At 35.2% G+C, this 23,860-nt stretch carries 22 protein-coding genes and 1 other annotated feature; of the genes, 21 read left to right on the top strand and 1 reads right to left on the bottom strand.

From position 1 onward, the window contains the following. Positions 1-351: 351 nt before the first annotated feature. From cysE to tuf, 21 genes are all read left to right on the top strand, one after another. The gene (gene cysE, locus FNL83_RS10985; RefSeq protein ID WP_002438669.1) at positions 352-981 is read left to right on the top strand and encodes a serine O-acetyltransferase; all 630 of its coding nucleotides are present in this window, start codon (positions 352-354) and stop codon (positions 979-981) included. Beyond that, positions 965-2,365 (top strand): cysteine--tRNA ligase, encoded by a 1,401-nt coding sequence (cysS, locus tag FNL83_RS10980; protein ID WP_001832267.1) that lies wholly within the window; start codon positions 965-967, stop codon positions 2,363-2,365. The genes cysE and cysS overlap by 17 nt, the downstream gene beginning before the upstream one ends. Positions 2,366-2,369: 4 nt before the next feature. Next, positions 2,370-2,756 (top strand): Mini-ribonuclease 3, encoded by a 387-nt coding sequence (locus FNL83_RS10975; protein WP_001833082.1) that lies wholly within the window; start codon positions 2,370-2,372, stop codon positions 2,754-2,756. A 7-nt stretch (positions 2,757-2,763) separates the two neighbouring features. After that, the gene (gene rlmB / locus FNL83_RS10970; protein ID WP_002494171.1) at positions 2,764-3,513 is read left to right on the top strand and encodes a 23S rRNA (guanosine(2251)-2'-O)-methyltransferase RlmB; all 750 of its coding nucleotides are present in this window, start codon (positions 2,764-2,766) and stop codon (positions 3,511-3,513) included. Next, positions 3,510-4,037, top strand: a complete 528-nt coding sequence (locus FNL83_RS10965) for an NYN domain-containing protein (RefSeq protein WP_001832317.1) — start codon at positions 3,510-3,512, stop codon at positions 4,035-4,037. Before rlmB ends, FNL83_RS10965 begins: the two co-directional genes overlap by 4 nt. 69 nt (positions 4,038-4,106) lie before the next feature. Next, a complete protein-coding gene (locus FNL83_RS10960; protein ID WP_001832284.1) occupies positions 4,107-4,682 on the top strand; it encodes a sigma-70 family RNA polymerase sigma factor in 576 nt (191 codons plus the stop codon). Positions 4,683-4,805: 123 nt separating this feature from the next. Next, positions 4,806-4,949, top strand: a complete 144-nt coding sequence (gene rpmG, locus FNL83_RS10955; RefSeq protein WP_001832285.1) for a 50S ribosomal protein L33 — start codon at positions 4,806-4,808, stop codon at positions 4,947-4,949. 62 nt (positions 4,950-5,011) lie between these two features. After that, positions 5,012-5,194: a preprotein translocase subunit SecE gene (secE, locus tag FNL83_RS10950; RefSeq protein ID WP_002438679.1), complete on the top strand. Its 183-nt coding sequence runs from the start codon at positions 5,012-5,014 to the stop codon at positions 5,192-5,194. 10 nt (positions 5,195-5,204) lie between these two features. After that, complete coding sequence (gene nusG, locus FNL83_RS10945; RefSeq protein ID WP_001832303.1) at positions 5,205-5,753, top strand: transcription termination/antitermination protein NusG; 549 nt, start codon at positions 5,205-5,207, stop codon at positions 5,751-5,753. Between the two features lie 331 nt (positions 5,754-6,084). Then, positions 6,085-6,507 carry a 50S ribosomal protein L11 gene (rplK, locus tag FNL83_RS10940; protein WP_001832298.1) on the top strand — a complete coding sequence of 141 codons (423 nt, stop codon included), beginning with the start codon at positions 6,085-6,087 and terminating at the stop codon, positions 6,505-6,507. A 212-nt stretch (positions 6,508-6,719) separates the two neighbouring features. Then, entirely contained in the window at positions 6,720-7,415 is a 696-nt protein-coding gene (gene rplA, locus FNL83_RS10935) for a 50S ribosomal protein L1 (protein WP_001832314.1), read from the top strand. 87 nt (positions 7,416-7,502) lie between these two features. Then, positions 7,503-7,650 (top strand) — a sequence feature (ribosomal protein L10 leader region). 39 nt (positions 7,651-7,689) lie between these two features. Beyond that, positions 7,690-8,190 (top strand): 50S ribosomal protein L10, encoded by a 501-nt coding sequence (rplJ, locus tag FNL83_RS10925; protein ID WP_001832306.1) that lies wholly within the window; start codon positions 7,690-7,692, stop codon positions 8,188-8,190. Positions 8,191-8,227: 37 nt separating this feature from the next. Next, the gene (gene rplL, locus FNL83_RS10920) at positions 8,228-8,596 is read left to right on the top strand and encodes a 50S ribosomal protein L7/L12 (protein WP_001832283.1); all 369 of its coding nucleotides are present in this window, start codon (positions 8,228-8,230) and stop codon (positions 8,594-8,596) included. A 191-nt stretch (positions 8,597-8,787) separates the two neighbouring features. After that, positions 8,788-9,396 carry a class I SAM-dependent methyltransferase gene (locus tag FNL83_RS10915; protein ID WP_002495284.1) on the top strand — a complete coding sequence of 203 codons (609 nt, stop codon included), beginning with the start codon at positions 8,788-8,790 and terminating at the stop codon, positions 9,394-9,396. A gap of 215 nt (positions 9,397-9,611) precedes the next feature. After that, positions 9,612-13,163, top strand: coding sequence for a DNA-directed RNA polymerase subunit beta (rpoB, locus tag FNL83_RS10910; protein WP_001833083.1), 3,552 nt, complete (start codon positions 9,612-9,614; stop codon positions 13,161-13,163). A 158-nt stretch (positions 13,164-13,321) separates the two neighbouring features. Then, positions 13,322-16,918 (top strand): DNA-directed RNA polymerase subunit beta', encoded by a 3,597-nt coding sequence (gene rpoC, locus FNL83_RS10905; protein WP_002438689.1) that lies wholly within the window; start codon positions 13,322-13,324, stop codon positions 16,916-16,918. A gap of 327 nt (positions 16,919-17,245) precedes the next feature. Next, the gene (locus FNL83_RS10900) at positions 17,246-17,506 is read left to right on the top strand and encodes a ribosomal L7Ae/L30e/S12e/Gadd45 family protein (RefSeq protein ID WP_001832275.1); all 261 of its coding nucleotides are present in this window, start codon (positions 17,246-17,248) and stop codon (positions 17,504-17,506) included. 90 nt (positions 17,507-17,596) lie between these two features. Then, positions 17,597-18,010: a 30S ribosomal protein S12 gene (gene rpsL / locus FNL83_RS10895; protein ID WP_001833079.1), complete on the top strand. Its 414-nt coding sequence runs from the start codon at positions 17,597-17,599 to the stop codon at positions 18,008-18,010. 70 nt (positions 18,011-18,080) lie between these two features. After that, positions 18,081-18,551 (top strand): 30S ribosomal protein S7, encoded by a 471-nt coding sequence (rpsG, locus tag FNL83_RS10890; protein ID WP_001137495.1) that lies wholly within the window; start codon positions 18,081-18,083, stop codon positions 18,549-18,551. Positions 18,552-18,670: 119 nt separating this feature from the next. Next, the gene (fusA, locus tag FNL83_RS10885) at positions 18,671-20,752 is read left to right on the top strand and encodes an elongation factor G (protein WP_001832287.1); all 2,082 of its coding nucleotides are present in this window, start codon (positions 18,671-18,673) and stop codon (positions 20,750-20,752) included. A gap of 218 nt (positions 20,753-20,970) precedes the next feature. Next, positions 20,971-22,155, top strand: a complete 1,185-nt coding sequence (tuf, locus tag FNL83_RS10880; RefSeq protein WP_001832289.1) for an elongation factor Tu — start codon at positions 20,971-20,973, stop codon at positions 22,153-22,155. A gap of 125 nt (positions 22,156-22,280) precedes the next feature. On the opposite strand, the gene FNL83_RS10875 is transcribed toward tuf, so the two are convergent. Beyond that, positions 22,281-23,450, bottom strand: a complete 1,170-nt coding sequence (locus FNL83_RS10875; RefSeq protein ID WP_002494717.1) for a M20 family metallopeptidase — start codon at positions 23,448-23,450, stop codon at positions 22,281-22,283. Between the last annotated feature and the right edge of the window lie 410 nt (positions 23,451-23,860).

Raw genomic sequence — 23,860 nt, 5'->3', positions numbered from 1 at the left:
AAATTTTACAAGTGACAACATATGATTATAAATATAAAGTGATTCAAAGGATTAGTAGTTAAATGTTTATGTGTCAGAGAGTGTGCGGTAGCTGTGAGCACATCATAAATATTAATGAATGCACCTTTGTTAATAAAAATAAATAATTGAGATGAGAATAGTAATAAATCAAATATGAGTATTGCTATTAAATGAAGAGTGGAACCGTGCGAGAGCGCCTCTAGCAACAAATGTTAGAGGTGCTCTTTTCATATTTTTAAACTTATGATACCAATGATATTCCGCATAGTGATTTAAACGTGTTGAAATAAATTTGATTAGACTAAGGGGGAGACGTTCGTGTTAAAAAGAATGAGAGACGATATAAAGATGGTGTTTGAACAGGATCCTGCAGCGCGCTCGACTTTAGAAGTAATAACTACTTACGCTGGATTACATGCAGTTTGGAGTCACTTAATTGCCCATAAATTATATAAAAATAGACGCTATGTAGCAGCCAGAATGATTTCTCAACTATCACGTTTTTTCACCGGAATTGAAATACATCCAGGTGCAAAAATCGGTAAGCGTTTATTTATCGACCATGGCATGGGTGTAGTTATTGGAGAAACATGTACAATTGGTGATAATGTTACTATTTATCAAGGAGTTACTTTAGGTGGTACAGGCAAAGAAAAAGGAAAACGCCATCCTGATATCGGTGATAATGTTTTGATAGCAGCTGGATCTAAGATATTAGGTAATATAAAAATTGAATCAAATGTGAATATTGGAGCTAATTCTGTAGTATTACAGTCTGTTCCTAGTTATACAACTGTAGTAGGTATACCAGGTCACATTGTTAAACAAGAAGGTAGACGTATTGGTAAAACATTTGATCACCGTAACTTACCTGATCCACTTTACGAACAAATTAAACACTTAGAAAGACAGCTTGAAAAAGCTAAGAATGGAGAGATTCAAGATGATTACATTATATAATACCTTAACACGTCGGAAAGAGACGTTTGAGCCCATTGAACCAGGTAAGGTCAAAATGTATGTATGTGGGCCAACAGTTTACAATTATATTCATATTGGAAATGCACGACCAGCTATTAATTATGATGTAGTCAGAAGATATTTCGAATATAAGGGATATGAAGTTATTTATGTTTCTAATTTCACAGACGTTGATGATAAACTCATTAATCGCTCTAAAGAACTCAATGAAAGTGTTCCTGAAATTGCTGAAAAGTATATTAAAGCTTTTTATGAGGACGTTGGTGCTTTGAATGTGAAAAAGGCTACATCTAATCCGCGTGTGATGCATCATATGGGTGAAATTATTGATTTTATTAAAGAATTAGTAGATGAAGGTTATGCATATGAAAGTGACGGTGATGTCTATTTTAGAACACGTCAATTTGATGGATATGGTAAATTAAGTCATCAATCATTAGATGATTTGAAAGTTGGCGCTCGTATTGAAGCTGGAGAACAAAAAGAAGATGCGCTAGATTTTACTTTATGGAAGAAAGCTAAGCCAGGTGAAATTAGTTGGAATAGTCCATTTGGTAAAGGTAGACCAGGTTGGCACATTGAATGTTCCGTAATGGCTTATCATGAACTAGGGTCTACAATAGATATTCACGCAGGTGGTTCAGATTTACAATTTCCGCATCATGAAAATGAAATTGCTCAATCAGAAGCTCATAATCATGCACCTTTCGCAAATTATTGGATGCATAATGGTTTTATTAATATTGATAATGAGAAAATGAGCAAGTCGCTAGGCAATTTTATTTTAGTTCACGATATCATTAAAGAAGTTGATCCAGACGTATTACGATTCTTTATGATTAGTGTGCATTATCGTAGCCCAATAAACTACAATTTAGAATTAGTAGGTGCGGCACGAAGTGGTCTTGAACGTATACGTAATAGCTACAAGTTAATTGAGGAAAGAGAACAAATTGCTACAGATTTGGAAGAACAATCAGAATATATACAACAAATAGATAAAATATTAAATCAATTTGAAACGGTAATGGATGATGACTTTAATACTGCTAATGCAGTAACTGCATGGTATGACTTAGCTAAACTTGCAAATAAATATGTATTAGAAAACACAACTTCAACAAAAGTTTTAAATAGATTTAAAGAAGTGTATAGCATTTTTAGTGACGTCCTTGGTATCCCACTTAAGAGTAAAGAAACAGACGAGTTACTAGATGAAGACATTGAACAATTGATTGAGGAACGTAATGAAGCACGTAAAAATAAAGATTTCGCTCGAGCAGATGAAATTAGAGATATGTTAAAAGCACGTCATATCATTTTAGAAGATACCCCACAAGGTGTAAGATTCAAACGTGGCTAAACATATGAATGTAAAACTTCTCAATCCTTTAACATTGGCATATATGGGTGATGCAGTACTTGATCAACATGTGCGTGAATATATCGTGCTAAAATTACAAAGTAAACCTCATCGTTTGCACCAAGTATCGAAGAGTTATGTTTCAGCGAAAAGTCAAGCTAAGACTTTAGAGTATTTGTTAGGTATTGACTGGTTTACAGAGGAAGAACTAAGTGTTTTAAAACGAGGACGTAACGCTAAAAGTTATACAAAAGCTAAAAATACTGACATTCAAACTTATCGTAAAAGCTCAGCGTTAGAAGCTGTTATCGGATTTTTATATTTAGACCATCAATCAGAACGATTAGAAAACTTATTAGAAACAATTGTTAGGATAGTGGATGAAAGGTAGTGTGAATGTGGAAGATATAGTGATAGTAGGTAGACACGCAGTTAAAGAAGCGATTATATCAGGTCACGCCATAAATAAGATTTTGATTCAAGACGGTATAAAAAAGCAACAAATTAACGACATTTTAAAAAATGCAAAATCACAAAAATTAATTGTACAAACGGTACCAAAATCTAAATTAGATTTTTTAGCAAATGCACCTCACCAGGGTGTGGCTGCTTTAGTAGCCCCATATGAATATGCAAACTTCGATGAATTTTTACAAAAACAAAAGAAAAAAGACAGTTATTCAACTGTTATCATTTTAGATGGTTTAGAAGACCCGCATAATCTTGGCTCTATATTAAGAACAGCAGATGCTTCTGGTGTTGATGCGGTTATTATACCTAAAAGACGATCCGTTGCGCTAACACAGACCGTTGCCAAAGCTTCTACAGGAGCGATTCAGCATGTTCCGGTTATAAGGGTTACTAATCTTTCGAAAACTATCGACGAATTAAAAGACAACGGCTTTTGGATTGCGGGGACAGAAGCTAATAATGCAACGGATTATAGAGATTTACAAGCTGATATGTCACTAGGTATTGTAATAGGTAGTGAGGGGCAAGGTATGAGTCGTTTAGTGAGTGATAAGTGTGATTTTCATATTAAGATTCCAATGGTTGGACATGTCAATAGCTTGAACGCGTCTGTGGCTGCAAGTTTAATGATGTATGAAGTATATCGTAAACGTCATCAGTTAGAGGAAAAGTCATGAAAAAAAGATACTTAATTATAGATGGTTACAATATGATTGGCCAATCCTCAACACTTAGCACTGTTGCTAAAGAGAATTTAGAAGAAGCTAGAGAGCAATTATTAGACACAATTGCCAACTACAATGCATTAATAGCAGATGAAATTGTCTGTGTATTTGATGCCTATGAACAGTCAGGGATAGAAAGGGAATACTTCTATCATGGTGTCAAAACAATCTTTACTAAAGAAAAAGAAACTGCAGATAGTTTTATAGAACGCTACGTGTATGAATTATATAATAAACACACGACACACATTACCGTTGTAACAAGTGATATGAGTGAACAACATGCTATTTTTGGTTCAGGTGCCTATCGTATTTCTTCAAGAGAAATGTGGCGTGAATTAAAAGAAAATGAGGTTGTTGTTAACAAGTCACTTGATGATTTTAGCGAAAAGAAACCAAGAATTAGAATTCCGTTATCTAATGAGATACTTGAAGAATTTGAAAAGATTAGACGTGGCAATCAGAAAAAAGACTAATTTTGCTCTGTTGTGATTTTAGATAGATTTCATATAAACTAATTTCAACTTACTCGAAAGGTTAGATATATGAATCTGAATAAACAGCAACATGAATATACAGCAATGTGTCTATCGCAAATAGAAAATAAATCTTCTGAAGAACTATTTGAGTCTTTAATAGAAGAGCTAAAGCCACTGATTTACAATAAAATAAGGTATATCTCCCATAATAAGTATGATATTGAAGACATTTATCAAGAGATTGCTATTAAATTCTACCGTGCCTTGCAAAAATTCGACTATCAACAAGGTGTACCAATAGAACACTATATTTATTTTTTAATTCGTTCGGTTAAATATGACTATCTTAGAAAAGTAAAAGCGAATTATAAACGTCAACCTCTACTTGTTAATGAATACATTGTTGAATATAACGCTACTTTGGCATTAAACGATATAGAAAGATCGATAATTAGAAAAGAATTAACATTAGCTTTTAAAAGAAGCGAAGTCAAACTCAGTCGAATGGAAAGACGTATCATTCGATTACTACTTAATGATTACAAGCCAAAGGAGATTGCTATGGTTTTAAATTTGGAATCCAAAGTTGTTTATAATGCGATTCAACGTAGTAAATGTAAACTTAAAAGAAGTTTTGAATAAGAAAATAATATGCAAATAGTATACTGTATGGTGAGGAAATTATAGCGTGGCGCATAAGTTTGACATTTAATACAATACTTATGTATAGTATATTGGTATTATAATGAGTAAAGGTGAATAATTGTGAAGAAAGTACCTTTGAATTGTGAGAATTGTGGCAATCGGAATTATAATGTTCCTAAAAAGGAAGGCTCAGCAACGAGACTTACTTTAAAAAAATACTGTCCAAGATGTAACGCGCATACAGTTCATAAAGAATCGAAATAAGATGATATCAATTAATTGAGTATGACTTTCATTAGAAAGTCATAGAGTGTGGAGGTCTTATGATGGCTAAAAAAGAAAGTTTCTTTAAAGGCGTTAAGTCAGAAATGGAAAAGACGAGTTGGCCAACTAAGGAAGAATTATTTAAATATACAATAATAGTTGTATCAACAGTGATATTCTTCTTAGTCTTTTTCTATGCCTTAGACATAGGAATTAATGCATTAAAACAATTATTTTTAGGTTAGGAGTGAAGACATGTCTGAAGAAGTAGGCGCTAAGCGTTGGTATGCTGTACATACCTATTCTGGATATGAAAATAAAGTTAAAAAGAATTTAGAAAAAAGAGTAGAATCTATGAATATGACTGAACAAATTTTCAGAGTTGTCATACCAGAAGAGGAAGAAACTCAAGTTAAGGATGGGAAAGCTAAAAAGCTTGTGAAGAAAACATTTCCTGGATATGTATTAGTTGAGTTAATCATGACAGATGAGTCGTGGTATGTAGTTAGAAATACTCCTGGAGTAACAGGATTTGTCGGATCTGCAGGTGCAGGATCAAAACCTAACCCTCTACTTCCTGAAGAAGTACGCTTCATTCTTAAGCAAATGGGTCTTAAAGAGAAAACAATAGATGTTGAACTCGATGTTGGAGAACAAGTTCGTATCCAATCAGGTCCTTTTGCTAATCAAATTGGAGAAGTACAAGAGATTGAAGCGGATAAATTCAAGCTTACTGTACTTGTTGATATGTTTGGTCGTGAAACACCTGTAGAAGTTGAATTTGACCAAATTGAAAAATTATAAAACTATTTTGTTTAAATTCGCTCAAAACACATTTGAATAGATTTAAGAAAGATATTCATTAAAAGAAAATAGAATTATAAGTTAGAAAAGTATATTCCTTTATTTATAAGTGATGGATGTACATAAACAAGCGTTATGAATGTATAAAATAAAACAAATAATAATAGCGTAGTTAGCAAAGATGAAATTTTACTATTGATTTTTTATCAATATGAGTGTTAAAATAATGTGGTCGCGCTTTTATAGCGCTCATTTCGTCACGAAATGTTTAAGAGTGGGAGGGCAAAACTAAGCCCTGTGACCACATCACGATATCAAGGAGGTGCACATCGTGGCTAAAAAAGTAGAAAAAGTAGTTAAATTGCAAATTCCTGCAGGTAAAGCGAATCCAGCACCACCAGTTGGTCCAGCATTAGGTCAAGCAGGTGTGAACATTATGGGATTCTGTAAAGAATTCAATGCTCGTACGCAAGAACAAGCAGGTTTAATCATTCCGGTAGAAATCAGTGTTTATGAAGACCGTTCATTTACATTCATTACAAAAACTCCGCCGGCTCCAGTACTACTTAAAAAAGCAGCTGGTGTTGAAAAAGGTTCTGGTGAACCTAATAAAACTAAAGTTGCAACAGTAACTAAAGATCAAGTACGCGAAATTGCTCAAACAAAAATGCAAGACTTAAATGCTGCAGACGAAGAAGCGGCAATGCGTATTATTGAAGGTACTGCACGTAGCATGGGTATCACTGTACAATAATAAAGAGAAACTTTTTAAATTAATTTGAAATAAACTTAATTTAGACGATGAAAAGCAGGTAACAGATAGGGTATACAATGAATATTGTCTATTGGTTTGTTAACATTGCAAAGCAGTGATGTTAACGTTCATCTGTTATCTGCTCTTAACTTGCAAGGCGCAAGTGAATGTGGGAGGAAATTCCGCTAAAACCACTAAAGGAGGAACTATAAATGGCTAAAAAAGGTAAAAAGTATCAAGAAGCAGCTAGTAAAGTTGACCGCACTCAATACTATAGTGTTGAAGAAGCAATCAAATTAGCTAAAGAAACTAGCGTTGCTAATTTCGACGCTTCTGTTGAAGTTGCATTCCGTTTAGGAATTGATACACGTAAAAATGACCAACAAATCCGTGGTGCAGTAGTATTACCACACGGTACTGGTAAATCACAACGTGTACTCGTTTTCGCTAAAGGCGATAAAATCACTGAAGCTGAAGAAGCAGGTGCAGATTATGTAGGTGAAGCAGATTACGTACAAAAAATCCAACAAGGTTGGTTTGATTTCGACGTAGTTGTAGCTACACCTGATATGATGGGTGAAGTTGGTAAACTTGGTCGAGTATTAGGACCTAAAGGTTTAATGCCTAACCCTAAAACTGGCACTGTAACAATGGATGTTAAAAAAGCAGTTGAAGAAATCAAAGCTGGTAAGGTAGAATACCGTGCTGAAAAAGCAGGTATTGTACATGCGTCAATTGGTAAAGTGTCATTCGATGAAGAAAAATTAGTTGATAACTTCAGAACTTTACAAGATGTATTAGCGAAAGCTAAACCAGCTTCTGCTAAGGGTACTTACTTCAAATCTGTTGCTGTTACAACAACAATGGGTCCTGGAGTAAAAGTTGATACTTCATCTTTCAAACTATAAATTTTAAATAGAAAACAAATTACAGACTAACTATTGATTTTAGTCTGTAATTTTTTGTTGACTTTTTATACTAAAGCAGTTATATTAATACTTGTGATTATTTTACCTAAGACAGTAGGAGTTATTAATAACTTAAAACAGTATCCTACCGAGGCTAAAATTGACTTGAACGTGATGATTAATGATCTTTCAAGCACTTTTTGCCGTGGGTAGAAAGTGCTTTTTTTATTGTGATTAAAAAAAGCACCCAATAAATTTAAATGGAGGTGTCTGAATGTCTGCTATCATTGAAGCAAAAAAACAACAAGTCGATACTATCGCTGAACAACTTAAAAATTCAGTTTCAACAGTTATCGTTGACTACCGTGGTTTAACTGTAGCAGAAGTTACTGAATTACGTTCACAATTACGTGAAGCAGGTGTTGAGTATAAAGTATACAAAAACACTATGGTTCGTCGTGCTGCTGAACAAGCAGGTATCGAAGGCTTGGATGAATTCTTAACAGGTCCTACAGCAATCGCAACTTCTACTGAAGATGTTGTTGCACCAGCAAAAGTTATTGCAGGATTTGCAAAAGAACATGAAGCTTTAGAAGTTAAAACAGGCGTTATGGAAGGTAACGTTATCTCTGCTGAAGAAGTTAAAACAGTTGGTTCATTACCTTCACACGATGGTCTTGTATCTATGCTTTTATCTGTATTACAAGCACCTGTACGCAACTTCGCTTATGCAGTTAAAGCTGTTGGAGAACAAAAAGAAGAAAGCGCTGAATAATTGCGCATAAAAATTAAATTAATGGAGGAAATATAAAATGGCTAATCAAGAACAAATCATTGAAGCAATTAAAGAAATGTCAGTATTAGAATTAAACGATTTAGTAAAAGCAATTGAAGAAGAATTTGGTGTAACTGCAGCAGCTCCAGTAGCAGCAGCAGGTGCAGCTGGTGGCGGAGATGCTGCAGCTGAAAAAACTGAATTTGATGTTGAATTAACTTCAGCTGGATCTTCAAAAATTAAAGTTGTTAAAGCAGTTAAAGAAGCAACTGGTTTAGGATTAAAAGATGCTAAAGAATTAGTAGATGGAGCTCCTAAAGTAATTAAAGAAGCTATGCCTAAAGAAGATGCTGAAAAACTTAAAGAACAATTAGAAGAAGTTGGAGCTAGCGTAGAATTAAAATAGTTTCTACTTTCTAATTAAATAGTTAGGTTGAAAATGTATGTTTAACCTATTTAATATAGATTTCAATGCAAATACAACCTGAATTCTTTGAGAAGTTAAAACCCCGTTATTCTGATAACGGGGTTTTTCAATTAATTAATACAAGCATACTAAATGCTTTTGGATTGAATGATAAAATTAGAGGTGAAGAAATGAGTCATTATTATGATGAACAACCTGATGTTAAAAGTAACCCAAAAAGAATTAGTTATCAAATTAAAAATGTGCAACTAGAACTTACTACTGATGCTGGAGTTTTTTCAAAAGATAATGTGGATTTTGGATCAGACTTACTAATTAAAACTTTTTTGAAAGAACATCCTCCAGGCCCAAGTAAAACCATCGCGGATGTAGGATGTGGATATGGTCCTATCGGTTTAGCAATAGGAAAAGCATCTCCACACCATCAAATTACAATGTTGGATATTAACAATAGAGCTTTGGCGTTGGCAGAAATGAATAAGACAAAAAATCAAGTGGATAATGTAACGATTATGGAAAGCGATTGTTTGTCTGCTGTCAATCATCAGTGCTTTGATTACATTTTAACTAATCCCCCTATTAGAGCTGGTAAGGACATTGTTCATCGAATCTTTGAACAAGCGTTTGACAGACTCAAAACTACGGGTGAACTTTATGTCGTCATTCAAAAAAAGCAAGGTATGCCTTCAGCTAAAAAGAAAATAGAAGAACTATTTGGCAATGTAGAAATTATAGCTAAGAGTAAAGGATATTATATTTTGAAAAGTATAAAAGGTTGATTTCGAAATGGTATTCTGATATAGTTATAAAATGTAAAAATTTATGTTCAATAAGTGTGTACTTTTACGTAAAATGGATAAATTAATTAAGTGTAAATAGAAATCGAAAATGGTGTCATCATATGTGTTGCCGTTTTCTTTTTGTCTTTTATATTATTTATTATATTCAATTGAAAAGTAAGGGTGAACACACAATTTTTGAGGGGTGAATCTGTTTGGCAGGTCAAGTTGTCCAATATGGAAGACATCGTAAACGTAGAAATTACGCGAGAATTTCAGAAGTATTAGAATTACCAAACTTAATAGAAATTCAAACAAAATCTTATGATTGGTTCCTTAAAGAAGGTTTATTAGAAATGTTCAGAGATATTTCTCCAATTGAAGATTTCACTGGCAACCTATCTTTAGAATTTGTAGATTACAGATTAGGTGAACCTAAATATGATTTAGAAGAATCAAAAAACCGTGACGCTACTTATGCTGCACCTCTTCGTGTGAAAGTGCGTCTTATTATTAAAGAAACTGGTGAAGTTAAAGAACAAGAAGTCTTCATGGGTGATTTTCCACTGATGACAGATACAGGTACGTTCGTAATTAATGGTGCTGAACGTGTTATCGTATCTCAATTAGTTCGCTCACCATCCGTGTATTTTAACGAGAAAATCGATAAAAATGGACGTGAAAACTATGATGCAACAATCATTCCTAACCGTGGTGCTTGGTTAGAGTATGAGACAGATGCTAAAGATGTTGTATATGTTCGTATCGATAGAACACGTAAATTACCATTGACTGTATTACTACGTGCGCTAGGTTTCTCAACTGATCAAGAAATTGTTGACTTATTAGGAGACAGCGAATATTTACGTAATACATTAGAAAAAGATGGAACAGAAAATACAGAACAGGCTTTATTAGAGATTTATGAACGTTTACGTCCTGGCGAACCACCAACAGTAGAAAATGCTAAAAGTTTATTATATTCTCGTTTCTTCGACCCTAAACGCTATGATTTAGCCAGTGTAGGTCGTTATAAAGCGAACAAAAAATTACACCTAAAACATCGTTTGTTCAATCAAAAATTAGCAGAACCAATTGTTAACAGTGAAACTGGTGAAATTGTTGTTGACGAAGGAACAGTGTTAGATCGTCGTAAACTTGACGAAATCATGGACGTATTAGAAACAAACGCTAATAGCGAAGTATTTGAACTTGAAGGTAGTGTAATTGACGAACCTGTAGAAATCCAATCTATTAAAGTGTATGTGCCTAACGATGAAGAAGGTCGTACGACTACTGTCATTGGTAATGCATTACCTGATTCTGAAGTTAAATGTATTACTCCAGCAGATATTGTTGCCTCAATGAGTTATTTCTTCAACTTATTGAATGGTATTGGTTATACAGATGATATTGATCATCTAGGTAATCGTCGTTTACGTTCTGTCGGTGAGCTATTACAAAATCAATTCCGTATCGGTTTATCCAGAATGGAACGTGTTGTTCGTGAAAGAATGTCAATACAAGATACAGATTCTATTACGCCACAACAACTCATTAATATCAGACCAGTTATTGCATCAATCAAAGAATTCTTTGGTAGTTCACAATTATCTCAATTTATGGACCAAGCTAACCCGTTAGCAGAGTTAACGCACAAACGTCGTTTATCTGCTCTAGGGCCTGGTGGATTAACACGTGAACGTGCTCAAATGGAAGTGCGTGACGTTCACTACTCTCACTATGGGCGTATGTGTCCAATTGAAACACCTGAGGGTCCTAATATTGGTTTAATAAACTCATTGTCAAGTTATGCTAGAGTGAATGAATTTGGTTTTATTGAAACGCCATATCGTAAAGTGGATTTAGATACAAACTCAATCACTGATCAAATAGATTATTTGACAGCTGATGAAGAGGATAGCTACGTTGTTGCACAGGCTAATTCTAGACTTGATGAAAATGGTCGTTTCTTAGATGATGAAGTTGTTTGTCGTTTCCGTGGTAATAACACTGTTATGGCTAAAGAAAAAATGGATTACATGGACGTATCACCAAAACAAGTTGTTTCAGCAGCAACAGCATGTATTCCATTCTTAGAAAATGACGACTCTAACCGTGCGTTAATGGGAGCAAACATGCAACGTCAAGCGGTGCCTTTAATGAATCCTGAAGCTCCATTTGTGGGTACAGGTATGGAACACGTAGCCGCAAGAGACTCTGGTGCTGCAATTACTGCTAAGCATAGAGGACGCGTTGAGCATGTTGAATCTAATGAAATTTTAGTTCGTCGTTTAGTCGAAGAAAATGGAACTGAACATGAAGGTGAATTAGATCGTTATCCTTTAGCGAAGTTCAAGCGTTCAAACTCTGGTACTTGTTATAACCAACGTCCGATTGTATCAATTGGTGATGTTGTTGAATATAATGAGATTTTAGCGGACGGTCCTTCAATGGAATTAGGAGAAATGGCATTAGGACGAAATGTAGTTGTCGGTTTCATGACATGGGACGGTTACAACTATGAGGATGCTGTAATTATGAGTGAACGACTAGTTAAAGATGATGTATATACATCTATTCATATTGAAGAGTATGAGTCAGAAGCTCGTGATACGAAATTAGGACCTGAGGAAATCACACGTGATATTCCAAACGTATCTGAAAGTGCACTTAAGAACTTAGATGATCGTGGTATCGTTTATGTTGGTGCAGAAGTTAAAGATGGTGACATCTTAGTAGGTAAAGTAACGCCTAAAGGTGTAACTGAATTAACAGCTGAAGAGAGATTATTACACGCTATCTTTGGTGAAAAAGCACGTGAAGTTCGTGATACATCATTACGTGTACCTCATGGTGCTGGCGGTATCGTTTTAGATGTTAAAGTCTTTAATCGTGAAGAAGGAGACGACACTCTATCTCCTGGAGTTAACCAATTAGTACGTGTATATATTGTCCAAAAACGTAAAATACATGTTGGGGACAAAATGTGTGGTCGTCACGGTAACAAAGGTGTTATTTCTAAGATTGTTCCAGAAGAAGATATGCCTTATTTACCAGATGGTCGACCAATCGATATTATGTTAAACCCATTAGGTGTACCATCACGTATGAACATTGGACAAGTATTAGAATTACATTTAGGTATGGCAGCTAAAAACTTAGGAATTCACGTTGCTTCCCCAGTGTTTGATGGTGCCAACGATGATGACGTTTGGTCAACTATCGAAGAAGCTGGAATGGCGCGTGACGGTAAAACTGTCCTATACGATGGACGAACTGGTGAACCATTCGACAATCGTATTTCAGTTGGTGTTATGTACATGCTTAAACTTGCACACATGGTAGATGATAAGTTACATGCACGTTCTACTGGACCATACTCACTTGTTACACAACAACCATTAGGTGGTAAAGCACAATTCGGTGGTCAACGTTTCGGTGAGATGGAGGTATGGGCACTTGAAGCTTATGGTGCTGCTTATACTTTACAAGAAATCTTAACTTATAAATCTGATGATACTGTAGGTCGTGTTAAAACTTACGAGTCTATAGTTAAAGGTGAGAACATTTCTAGACCTAGTGTTCCAGAATCATTCCGAGTATTGATGAAAGAACTACAAAGTTTAGGTTTAGATGTTAAAGTGATGGATGAGCATGATAATGAAATCGAAATGGCTGATGTTGATGACGAAGATGCAGCAGAACGCAAAGTAGATTTACAACAAAAGAGTGCTCCAGAATCACAAAAAGAAACTACTGATTAATAAGCACTTAAGATAACTAAAACCTTAGAGGTATGGAATGCTAGTCATTTCAACCTCTTTAAGGTATTTAATTTCAATGAATGTAATCAATCAAATAGCACAGCTAATCTAAATTGAAGGAGGTAGGCTCCTTGATTGATGTAAATAATTTCCATTATATGAAAATAGGATTAGCTTCACCTGAAAAAATTCGCTCTTGGTCTTATGGTGAAGTTAAGAAACCTGAAACAATAAATTACCGTACACTTAAGCCTGAAAAAGATGGTCTATTCTGTGAAAGAATTTTCGGACCTACTAAAGATTGGGAATGTAGTTGTGGTAAGTACAAACGTGTACGCTACAAAGGTATGGTATGTGATAGATGTGGCGTTGAAGTAACGAAATCAAAAGTGCGTCGTGAAAGAATGGGTCATATTGAATTAGCAGCACCCGTATCTCACATTTGGTATTTCAAAGGAATTCCAAGTCGTATGGGGCTATTATTAGATATGTCTCCTAGAGCATTAGAAGAAGTAATATACTTCGCTTCATATGTTGTAGTTGATCCAGGACCAACTGGACTTGAAAAGAAAACATTATTATCTGAAGCTGAATTCAGAGAATATTATGACAAGTACCCAAATCAATTTGTTGCCAAAATGGGTGCAGAAGGTATTAAAGACCTATTAGAAGAAATTGATTTAGATGAAGAATTAAAAGAGTTACGTGATGAGCTTGAATCTGCAACAGGTCAAAGATTAACACGTGCGATTAAACGTTTAGAGGTAGTTGAGTCATTTAGAAATTCTGGGAATAATCCTTCTTGGATGATTTTAGATGTATTACCTATTATACCACCTGAAATTCGTCCGATGGTTCAATTAGACGGTGGACGTTTCGCTACAAGTGATTTAAATGACTTGTATCGTCGTGTTATCAACCGTAACAACCGTTTGAAACGTTTATTAGACCTTGGAGCACCAGGTATCATCGTTCAAAATGAAAAACGTATGTTACAAGAAGCAGTCGATGCTTTAATTGACAATGGTCGTCGTGGTCGCCCTGTAACAGGACCAGGTAACCGTCCATTGAAATCTCTTTCACATATGCTTAAAGGTAAGCAAGGACGTTTCCGTCAAAACTTACTAGGTAAACGTGTTGACTATTCAGGACGTTCAGTTATCGCAGTTGGACCAAGCTTGAAAATGTATCAATGTGGTTTACCAAAAGAAATGGCGCTTGAATTATTTAAACCATTCGTTATGAAAGAGTTAGTTCAACGTGAAATTGCTACAAACATTAAAAATGCTAAAAGTAAAATTGAACGTATGGACGATGAAGTTTGGGATGTGCTTGAAGATGTTATAACTGAGCATCCAGTACTATTAAACCGTGCTCCAACATTACACAGATTAGGTATTCAGGCATTTGAACCTACTCTAGTAGAAGGTCGTGCAATTCGCCTTCACCCTCTTGTTACAACTGCTTATAATGCAGACTTTGATGGTGACCAAATGGCTGTTCACGTTCCATTATCAAAAGAAGCTCAAGCTGAAGCACGTATGCTTATGCTTGCAGCACAAAACATCCTAAACCCTAAAGATGGTAAGCCGGTTGTAACACCATCACAAGATATGGTTTTAGGTAACTATTACCTAACATTAGAGCGAAAAGATGCCGTGAATACTGGTGCAATCTTTAACGATACTAATGAGGTTTTAAAAGCTTATGCAAATGGTTATGTACATCTACACACTCGTATTGGTGTTCATGCTAATTCATTCAATAATCCAACGTTTACTGATGAGCAAAATAGCAAAATTTTAGCTACATCAGTAGGTAAAATTATTTTCAATGAAATTATTCCTGATTCATTTGCATACATCAATGAACCAAGTCAAGCTAACCTAGAAAGAACGACACCTGATAAATACTTTGTTGATCCTACGCAATTAGGTGAAGGTGGACTAAAAGAATACTTTGATAATGCAGAACTTATTGAACCTTTCAACAAAAAGTTCTTAGGAAATATCATCGCAGAAGTATTCAATAGATTTAGCATTACTGATACTTCAATGATGCTTGATAGAATGAAAGATTTAGGATTCAAATTCTCATCTAAAGCTGGTATTACTGTTGGTGTTTCTGACATTGTTGTACTTCCAGATAAACAAGACATTTTAGATGAACATGAAAAATTAGTTGAACGTGTGACTAAACAATATAATCGTGGTTTAATCACTGAAGACGAGCGTTACAATGCGGTTGTAGAAATTTGGACTGACGCAAAAGACCAAATTCAAGGCGAATTAATGCAGTCTCTTGAGAAAACTAACCCAATATTCATGATGAGTGATTCTGGTGCCCGTGGTAATGCATCAAACTTCACTCAATTAGCTGGTATGCGTGGTTTAATGGCAGCACCATCTGGTAAGATTATAGAATTACCAATCACATCTTCATTCCGTGAAGGTTTAACGGTATTAGAATACTTTATTTCTACACACGGTGCGCGTAAAGGTCTTGCCGATACAGCACTTAAAACAGCTGACTCTGGTTACCTTACTCGTCGTCTTGTTGATGTAGCACAAGATGTTATCGTTCGTGAAGAAGATTGTGGTACAGACCGTGGTTTATTAGTTTCTGATATAAAAGAAGGAACTGAAATGATTGAACCATTTATCGAACGTATCGAAGGTCGTTATTCTAAAGAAACAATTCGCCATCCTGAAACAGACGAAGTAATTATTCGTCCAGACGAATTAATAACACCAGATATTGCAAAACAAATCACTGATGCAGGTATTGAGCAAATGTATATACGCTCAGCATTTACATGTAACACACGTCATGGTGTATGTGAAAAATGTTATGGTAAAAACCTTGCTACTGGTGAAAAAGTTGAAGTGGGTGAAGCAGTTGGTACAATTGCCGCTCAATCTATCGGTGAACCAGGTACCCAACTTACAATGCGTACATTCCACACTGGTGGGGTAGCAGGAAGTGACATCACTCAAGGTCTTCCTCGTATCCAAGAAATCTTTGAGGCACGTAATCCAAAAGGTCAAGCTGTGATTACTGAAATCGAAGGTGTAGTTGATGATATTAAATTAGCAAAAGATCGCCAACAAGAAATAATTGTTAAAGGTGCTAATGAAACTAGATCTTATCTAGCATCAGGTACTTCAAGACTTAAAGTTGAAATAGGTCAATCTGTTGAACGTGGTGAAGTTCTAACAGAAGGATCAATTGAACCTAAAAACTATTTATCTGTAGCAGGCCTAAATGCAACTGAAAGTTACCTATTAAAAGAAGTACAAAAAGTTTACCGTATGCAAGGTGTTGAAATTGACGACAAACACGTTGAAGTTATGGTAAGACAAATGTTACGTAAAGTTCGCATCATTGAGGCTGGTGACACTAAATTATTACCAGGTTCATTAGTTGATATTCATAACTTTACTGACGCTAACAGAGATGCATTCAAACATCGTAAACGTCCAGCTACAGCTAAACCAGTATTACTTGGTATTACTAAAGCTTCTCTGGAAACTGAAAGCTTCTTATCAGCAGCTTCATTCCAAGAAACAACACGTGTGCTTACTGATGCAGCTATTAAAGGTAAACGTGATGATTTACTTGGTCTTAAAGAGAATGTTATTATTGGTAAGTTAATTCCTGCTGGTACTGGTATGAGACGTTACAGTGATATTCAATACGATAAAGCTACTGCACCAGTAACAGAAACAAGTGAAGAAGTTGAAACGATAGAATAACGAGTCTAATTAGATTTCGATTTATGACATTGTCACAAATCAATTATTAGGCGAAAATTATGAGCCATAAAATTCTAGTACAGAAATTTTCAGACGAAAATATTTGTGCCAGAGTTATCATTCAAGAGTGGGACGATGCGTTTAGTTTAATTTATGTCCCACTCTTTTCTTTTTTGCTACAAATTATAGATATTGTAATAATTACTATGAAATTTTGAAGTGCTTTGTATTTTATTTATAAATGCAAATATAAGTTGTTGACTACTAGTAACAAATAATGTTAATATATTAAAGGTTGATGCAAGCAGAACTTTGGAGGATATTTAGATGTCTAATGAAAAAGTTGCACGCTTTAACAAACAACAATATGTAGTTGGTCTTAAAGAAACGCTTAAAGCGTTAAAGAAAGGTCAAGTTACATCATTGATTATTGCTCAAGACGTTGAAGTTCATTTGCTAACTCGCGTGTTAAGCTATATCAATCATAAAAATATACCAGTATCATTTTTTTCTAGCCAACGTGCGTTAGGAAAATATGTAGGTATTAATGTTAATGCGACAATAGTTGCATTAATAAGTGAGAATTAGTAAGTGTTTTACTTACTAAATTTTATTTAACCTTAAAATGAACCACCTGGATGTGTGGGATTAAAAAATGAAGAGAGGAGGACATATTCAATGCCAACTATTAACCAATTAGTACGTAAACCAAGAAAAAGCAAAACGAAACAATCAGATTCACCAGCTTTAAACAGAGGTTTCAATAGTAAAAAGAAACAATTTACTAACTTAAACTCACCTCAAAAACGTGGTGTATGTACTCGTGTAGGTACAATGACACCTAAAAAACCTAACTCTGCGTTACGTAAATATGCACGTGTGCGTTTATCAAATAACATTGAAGTTAACGCATACATTCCTGGTATCGGACACAACTTACAAGAACACAGTGTTGTACTTGTTCGTGGTGGACGAGTGAAAGACTTACCTGGTGTGCGTTACCATATCGTACGTGGTGCACTTGATACTTCAGGTGTTGATGGACGTAGACAAGGACGTTCATTATACGGAACTAAAAAACCAAAAAATTAAGTTTAAGATTACGTAAATTTTAAATATATTTTTAAATAATATACTATAATAGGAAGGGAGGATTTAGATTATGCCTCGTAAAGGATCAGTACCTAAAAGAGATGTATTACCAGATCCAATTCATAACTCTAAGTTAGTTACTAAATTAATTAACAAAATTATGTTAGACGGTAAACGTGGAACAGCTCAAAGAATTCTTTATTCTGCATTTGATCTTGTTGAACAACGTAGTGGTCGTGATGCATTAGAAGTGTTCGAAGAAGCAATTAATAATATCATGCCAGTATTAGAAGTTAAAGCTCGTCGTGTAGGTGGTTCTAACTACCAAGTACCAGTTGAGGTGCGCCCAGAACGTCGTACTACTCTTGGATTACGTTGGTTAGTTAACTATGCGCGTCTTCGTGGTGAAAAAACTATGGAAGACCGTTTAGCTAACGAAATCTTAGATGCTGCAAATAATACAGGTGGTGCAGTCAAAAAACGTGAAGACACTCACAAAATGGCTGAAGCGAACAAAGCATTTGCTCACTACCGTTGGTAAGATTAAAGCAATTACCCTGAGTGTGTTCCGTTATATGGTTTACCAATAAATGGCTCATGCTTAGGGCATCGCCATATCTATAGTACTTATTCAGTAAATACTGGAAGGAGAAAAAATACATGGCAAGAGACTTTTCTTTGAAAAATACTCGTAATATCGGTATCATGGCTCACATTGATGCTGGTAAGACAACTACGACTGAACGTATTCTTTACTACACAGGTCGTATCCATAAAATTGGTGAAACACATGAAGGTGCTTCACAAATGGACTGGATGGAACAAGAGCAAGACCGTGGTATTACTATCACATCTGCTGCTACAACTGCACAATGGCAAGGTCACCGTGTAAACATCATTGATACTCCTGGACACGTAGACTTCACAGTTGAAGTTGAACGTTCATTACGTGTACTTGATGGTGCCGTTACTGTACTTGATGCACAATCAGGTGTAGAACCTCAAACTGAAACAGTTTGGCGTCAAGCAACAACTTATGGTGTACCTCGTATTGTTTTTGTAAACAAAATGGACAAATTAGGTGCGAACTTTGAATATTCAGTAAGCACTTTACATGATCGTTTACAAGCAAATGCAGCACCTATTCAATTACCTATTGGTGCAGAAGATGAATTTGAAGCAATCATTGACTTAGTAGAAATGAAATGCTTTAAATATACAAACGACCTAGGTACAGAAATCGATGAAATCGAAATTCCAGAAGACCATAAAGAAAGAGCTGAAGAAGCTCGCGCTCAATTAATTGAAGCTGTTGCTGAAAACAACGACGATTTAATGGAGAAATATCTTGGGGATGAAGAGATTTCAGTTGATGAATTAAAAGATGCTATCCGCCAAGCTACTACTGACGTAGAATTCTACCCAGTACTTTGTGGTACAGCGTTCAAAAACAAAGGTGTTCAATTAATGCTTAATGCAGTAATTGATTATTTACCTTCACCATTAGATGTTAAACCAATTATTGGTCATCGTGCGAACAACCCTGATGAAGAAGTTGTTGCTAAACCAGATGATTCAGCAGAATTTGCTGCTTTGGCATTTAAAGTTATGACTGACCCTTATGTTGGTAAATTAACATTCTTCCGTGTATACTCTGGAACATTATCTTCAGGTTCATATGTGAAGAACTCTTCTAAAGATAAACGTGAACGTGTTGGACGTTTATTACAAATGCACGCGAACTCACGTCAAGAAATTGACACTGTTTATTCAGGTGAAATTGCAGCTGCAGTAGGCCTTAAAGAAACAGGTACTGGTGATACTTTATGTGGAGAGAAAAATGACATTATCTTGGAATCAATGGAATTCCCAGAACCAGTTATCCACTTATCAGTTGAACCAAAATCTAAAGCTGACCAAGATAAAATGACTCAAGCTTTAGTTAAATTACAAGAAGAAGACCCAACATTCCATGCACACACAGATGAAGAAACTGGACAAGTTATCATCGGTGGTATGGGTGAATTACACTTAGATATTTTAGTTGACCGTATGAAGAAAGAATTCAACGTTGAATGTAACGTAGGTGCTCCAATGGTTTCTTATCGTGAAACATTTAAACAACCTGCACAAGTTCAAGGTAAATTCTCACGTCAATCTGGTGGTCGTGGTCAATATGGTGATGTTCATATTGAATTCACTCCTAACGAAACAGGTGGCGGTTTCGAATTCGAAAACGCTATTGTTGGTGGTGTAGTTCCTCGTGAATACATTCCATCAGTTGAACAAGGTCTTAAAGATGCTATGGAAAATGGTGTCTTAGCTGGTTATCCATTAATTGATGTTAAAGCTAAATTATTTGATGGTTCTTATCATGATGTCGATTCATCTGAAATGGCCTTCAAAATTGCTGCATCATTAGCGCTTAAAGAAGCTGCTAAAAAATGTGATCCAGTTATCTTAGAACCAATGATGAAAGTTACTATCGAAATGCCTGAAGAATATATGGGTGATATCATGGGTGACGTGACTGCTCGTCGTGGACGTGTAGACGGTATGGAACCACGTGGTAATGCTCAAGTTGTTAACGCATATGTACCACTTTCAGAAATGTTTGGTTATGCAACTTCATTACGTTCTAACACGCAAGGTCGCGGTACTTACACAATGTACTTTGACCACTATGCAGAAGTTCCTAAATCAATTGCTGAAGAAATCATCAAGAAAAATAAAGGTGAATAATATAACTTGTTAAGACTAGCTATGCTAGGTTAAAATACAGGTTGAGCTTATTTATAAGCTGACATTTTTATGATTTGATTTTTAGGGGTAAATGCATTATAAAAGAATTATAAATTCTTTTATGCTACACTCAATCAATTTTCTTCTCATGATGGTGAGAAACTATCATGAGAGATAAATTTGAAATAACTTTTATTAAGAATAGGAGAGATTTAATAATGGCAAAAGAAAAATTTGATCGCTCAAAAGAACATGCCAATATTGGTACTATCGGTCACGTTGACCATGGTAAAACAACTTTAACAGCTGCTATCGCAACTGTATTAGCTAAAAATGGTGACACTGTTGCACAATCATACGATATGATTGACAACGCTCCAGAAGAAAAAGAACGTGGTATTACAATCAATACTGCACATATCGAATACCAAACTGACAAACGTCACTATGCTCACGTTGACTGCCCAGGACACGCTGACTATGTTAAAAACATGATCACTGGTGCAGCTCAAATGGACGGCGGTATCTTAGTTGTATCTGCTGCTGACGGTCCAATGCCACAAACTCGTGAACACATCTTATTATCACGTAACGTTGGTGTACCAGCATTAGTTGTATTCTTAAACAAAGTTGACATGGTAGACGACGAAGAATTATTAGAATTAGTTGAAATGGAAGTTCGTGACTTATTAAGCGAATATGACTTCCCAGGTGACGATGTACCTGTAATCGCTGGTTCTGCATTAAAAGCATTAGAAGGCGATGCTGAATACGAACAAAAAATCTTAGACTTAATGCAAGCAGTTGATGATTACATTCCAACTCCAGAACGTGATTCTGACAAACCATTCATGATGCCAGTTGAGGACGTATTCTCAATCACTGGTCGTGGTACTGTTGCTACAGGCCGTGTTGAACGTGGTCAAATCAAAGTTGGTGAAGAAGTTGAAATCATCGGTATGCACGAAACTTCTAAAACAACTGTTACTGGTGTAGAAATGTTCCGTAAATTATTAGACTACGCTGAAGCTGGTGACAACATCGGTGCTTTATTACGTGGTGTTGCACGTGAAGACGTACAACGTGGTCAAGTATTAGCTGCTCCTGGTTCTATTACACCACACACAAAATTCAAAGCTGAAGTATACGTATTATCTAAAGATGAAGGTGGACGTCACACTCCATTCTTCACTAACTATCGCCCACAATTCTATTTCCGTACTACTGACGTAACTGGTGTTGTAAACTTACCAGAAGGTACAGAAATGGTTATGCCTGGCGACAACGTTGAAATGACAGTTGAATTAATCGCTCCAATCGCTATCGAAGACGGAACTCGTTTCTCAATTCGTGAAGGTGGACGTACTGTTGGATCAGGCGTTGTAACTGAAATCTTTGAATAATATATTATTCATCAAAAAAGACTCCCATTTGGGAGTCTTTTTTTGTTATATCTCTGAATATAACTCATTCAATGTTCATTATGCTATTTTATTTAAATGATTTAATACACTTAGTTATCCTCTTGTTAAAAAACATTTTCAATTTCTAATATTTTTAAAAATTCACTAGCTGCATATTTTAATGAAGATTCATCAATGTCAAAATGAGGATTATGATGAGGTGCAGTAATGCCTTTGTCTTTATTACCACAACCAGTTAAGAAGAATGCACCAGGTCGTACTTTAAGGTAATGTGAAAAGTCCTCACCAATCATCATTAAGTCTGACTCATTAAATCTTAAATGTAAATCATTAGCTGCTTGTTTGACTACATCATATGATTGTTGATGATTGTGTACTGGTAAATAACCTTTAATATATTCCAATTCATATGTAATATCGTTTGATAAAGATAAACCTTGTAAGAGCTTATCCATTTTATTTTGAACATGACTTTGTAATTTTGTGTCAAAAGTACGTACAGTACCTTTACAAAAAGCTGTATCTGGAATAACACTATCTGTTGATCCTGCTTGAATCATTCCGAAAGTAAGAACAGCTTCCTTTACTGGATCAATTGTTCGAGAAATTATTTTTTGGGCACTTAAAATAAACTCAGCCATAATGACAATAGGGTCTATTGTTTCGTGTGGTTTTGCACCGTGACCACCTTTTCCATATATAGTCACACTAAATTCATCTGGTGAAGCCATTATTGCTCCAGGTCTAGAATAGATTGTCCCAGATGGATAACCACTCCATAAGTGTGTGCCATATATTTTATCGACATTCTGTAGACAGCCATCATCAATCATCTCTTGAGAACCACCTGGCATAATTTCCTCACCATATTGGAATATAAAAACAACATTACCTTTCAATAAATGACGATGCTCATGAACAATTTCAGCTACTCCAAGCAAAATAGCTGTATGTCCGTCATGTCCACAAGCATGCATGCACCCTTTATTTTTTGAACGATAGGGTACATCATTTAATTCTTGAACAGGTAGTGCATCGAAATCTGCTCGTAATGCAATCGTTGGTCCATTTGAATCAGATCCTTTAAAAGTTGCTTTTATACCATTACGTCCAACTGGTGTTTCTATGGTGCATGCTAATTGGCTCAATTGATTTACAATAAAATCATGCGTACGTTTTTCCTCAAAAGAAAGTTCTGGGTATTGATGCAAATATCGTCGTAATTGCACCATTCTCTTTTCTTTATTACTTGCTAATTGAAACCAATCAAACACATGTATCACTTCTTCCATCTTAATTATTGATATTAGTATATCATTATTGTTTTAGCTTAAATAGACTTTGTTTTGTTATTAAGATATCACACGTTTTTTACACTATCTATTAAGATTTGGAAACATTAAAATGATTAAATATAAATGAATAGCCCCATAAAAATACAACACAAATCATAATACCTCACTTAAAATTAATAAGAAAAAATCGTCCATAAAATTTTTGTTATTAACTGTTATTATAGAAGATAAAGTTTATGTAAAAGTATTCAAAAATATGTAGAATACTAAAATACTAGGTAGTGATGTGAATTAGGCGTATTTCTAAGAATTTAATTGGTATACGACATTTTAATATTATATGAAGTTCTGGCTAAAGGAATATTAGAATTAGTAATTATAGTTTATTA

Source organism: Staphylococcus epidermidis (assembly GCF_006742205.1).
In the GTDB taxonomy this organism is placed as follows: domain Bacteria; phylum Bacillota; class Bacilli; order Staphylococcales; family Staphylococcaceae; genus Staphylococcus; species Staphylococcus epidermidis.
Note: the sequence above shows the minus strand (reverse complement) of the source record. Positions and strands in the feature narration are given on the sequence as shown.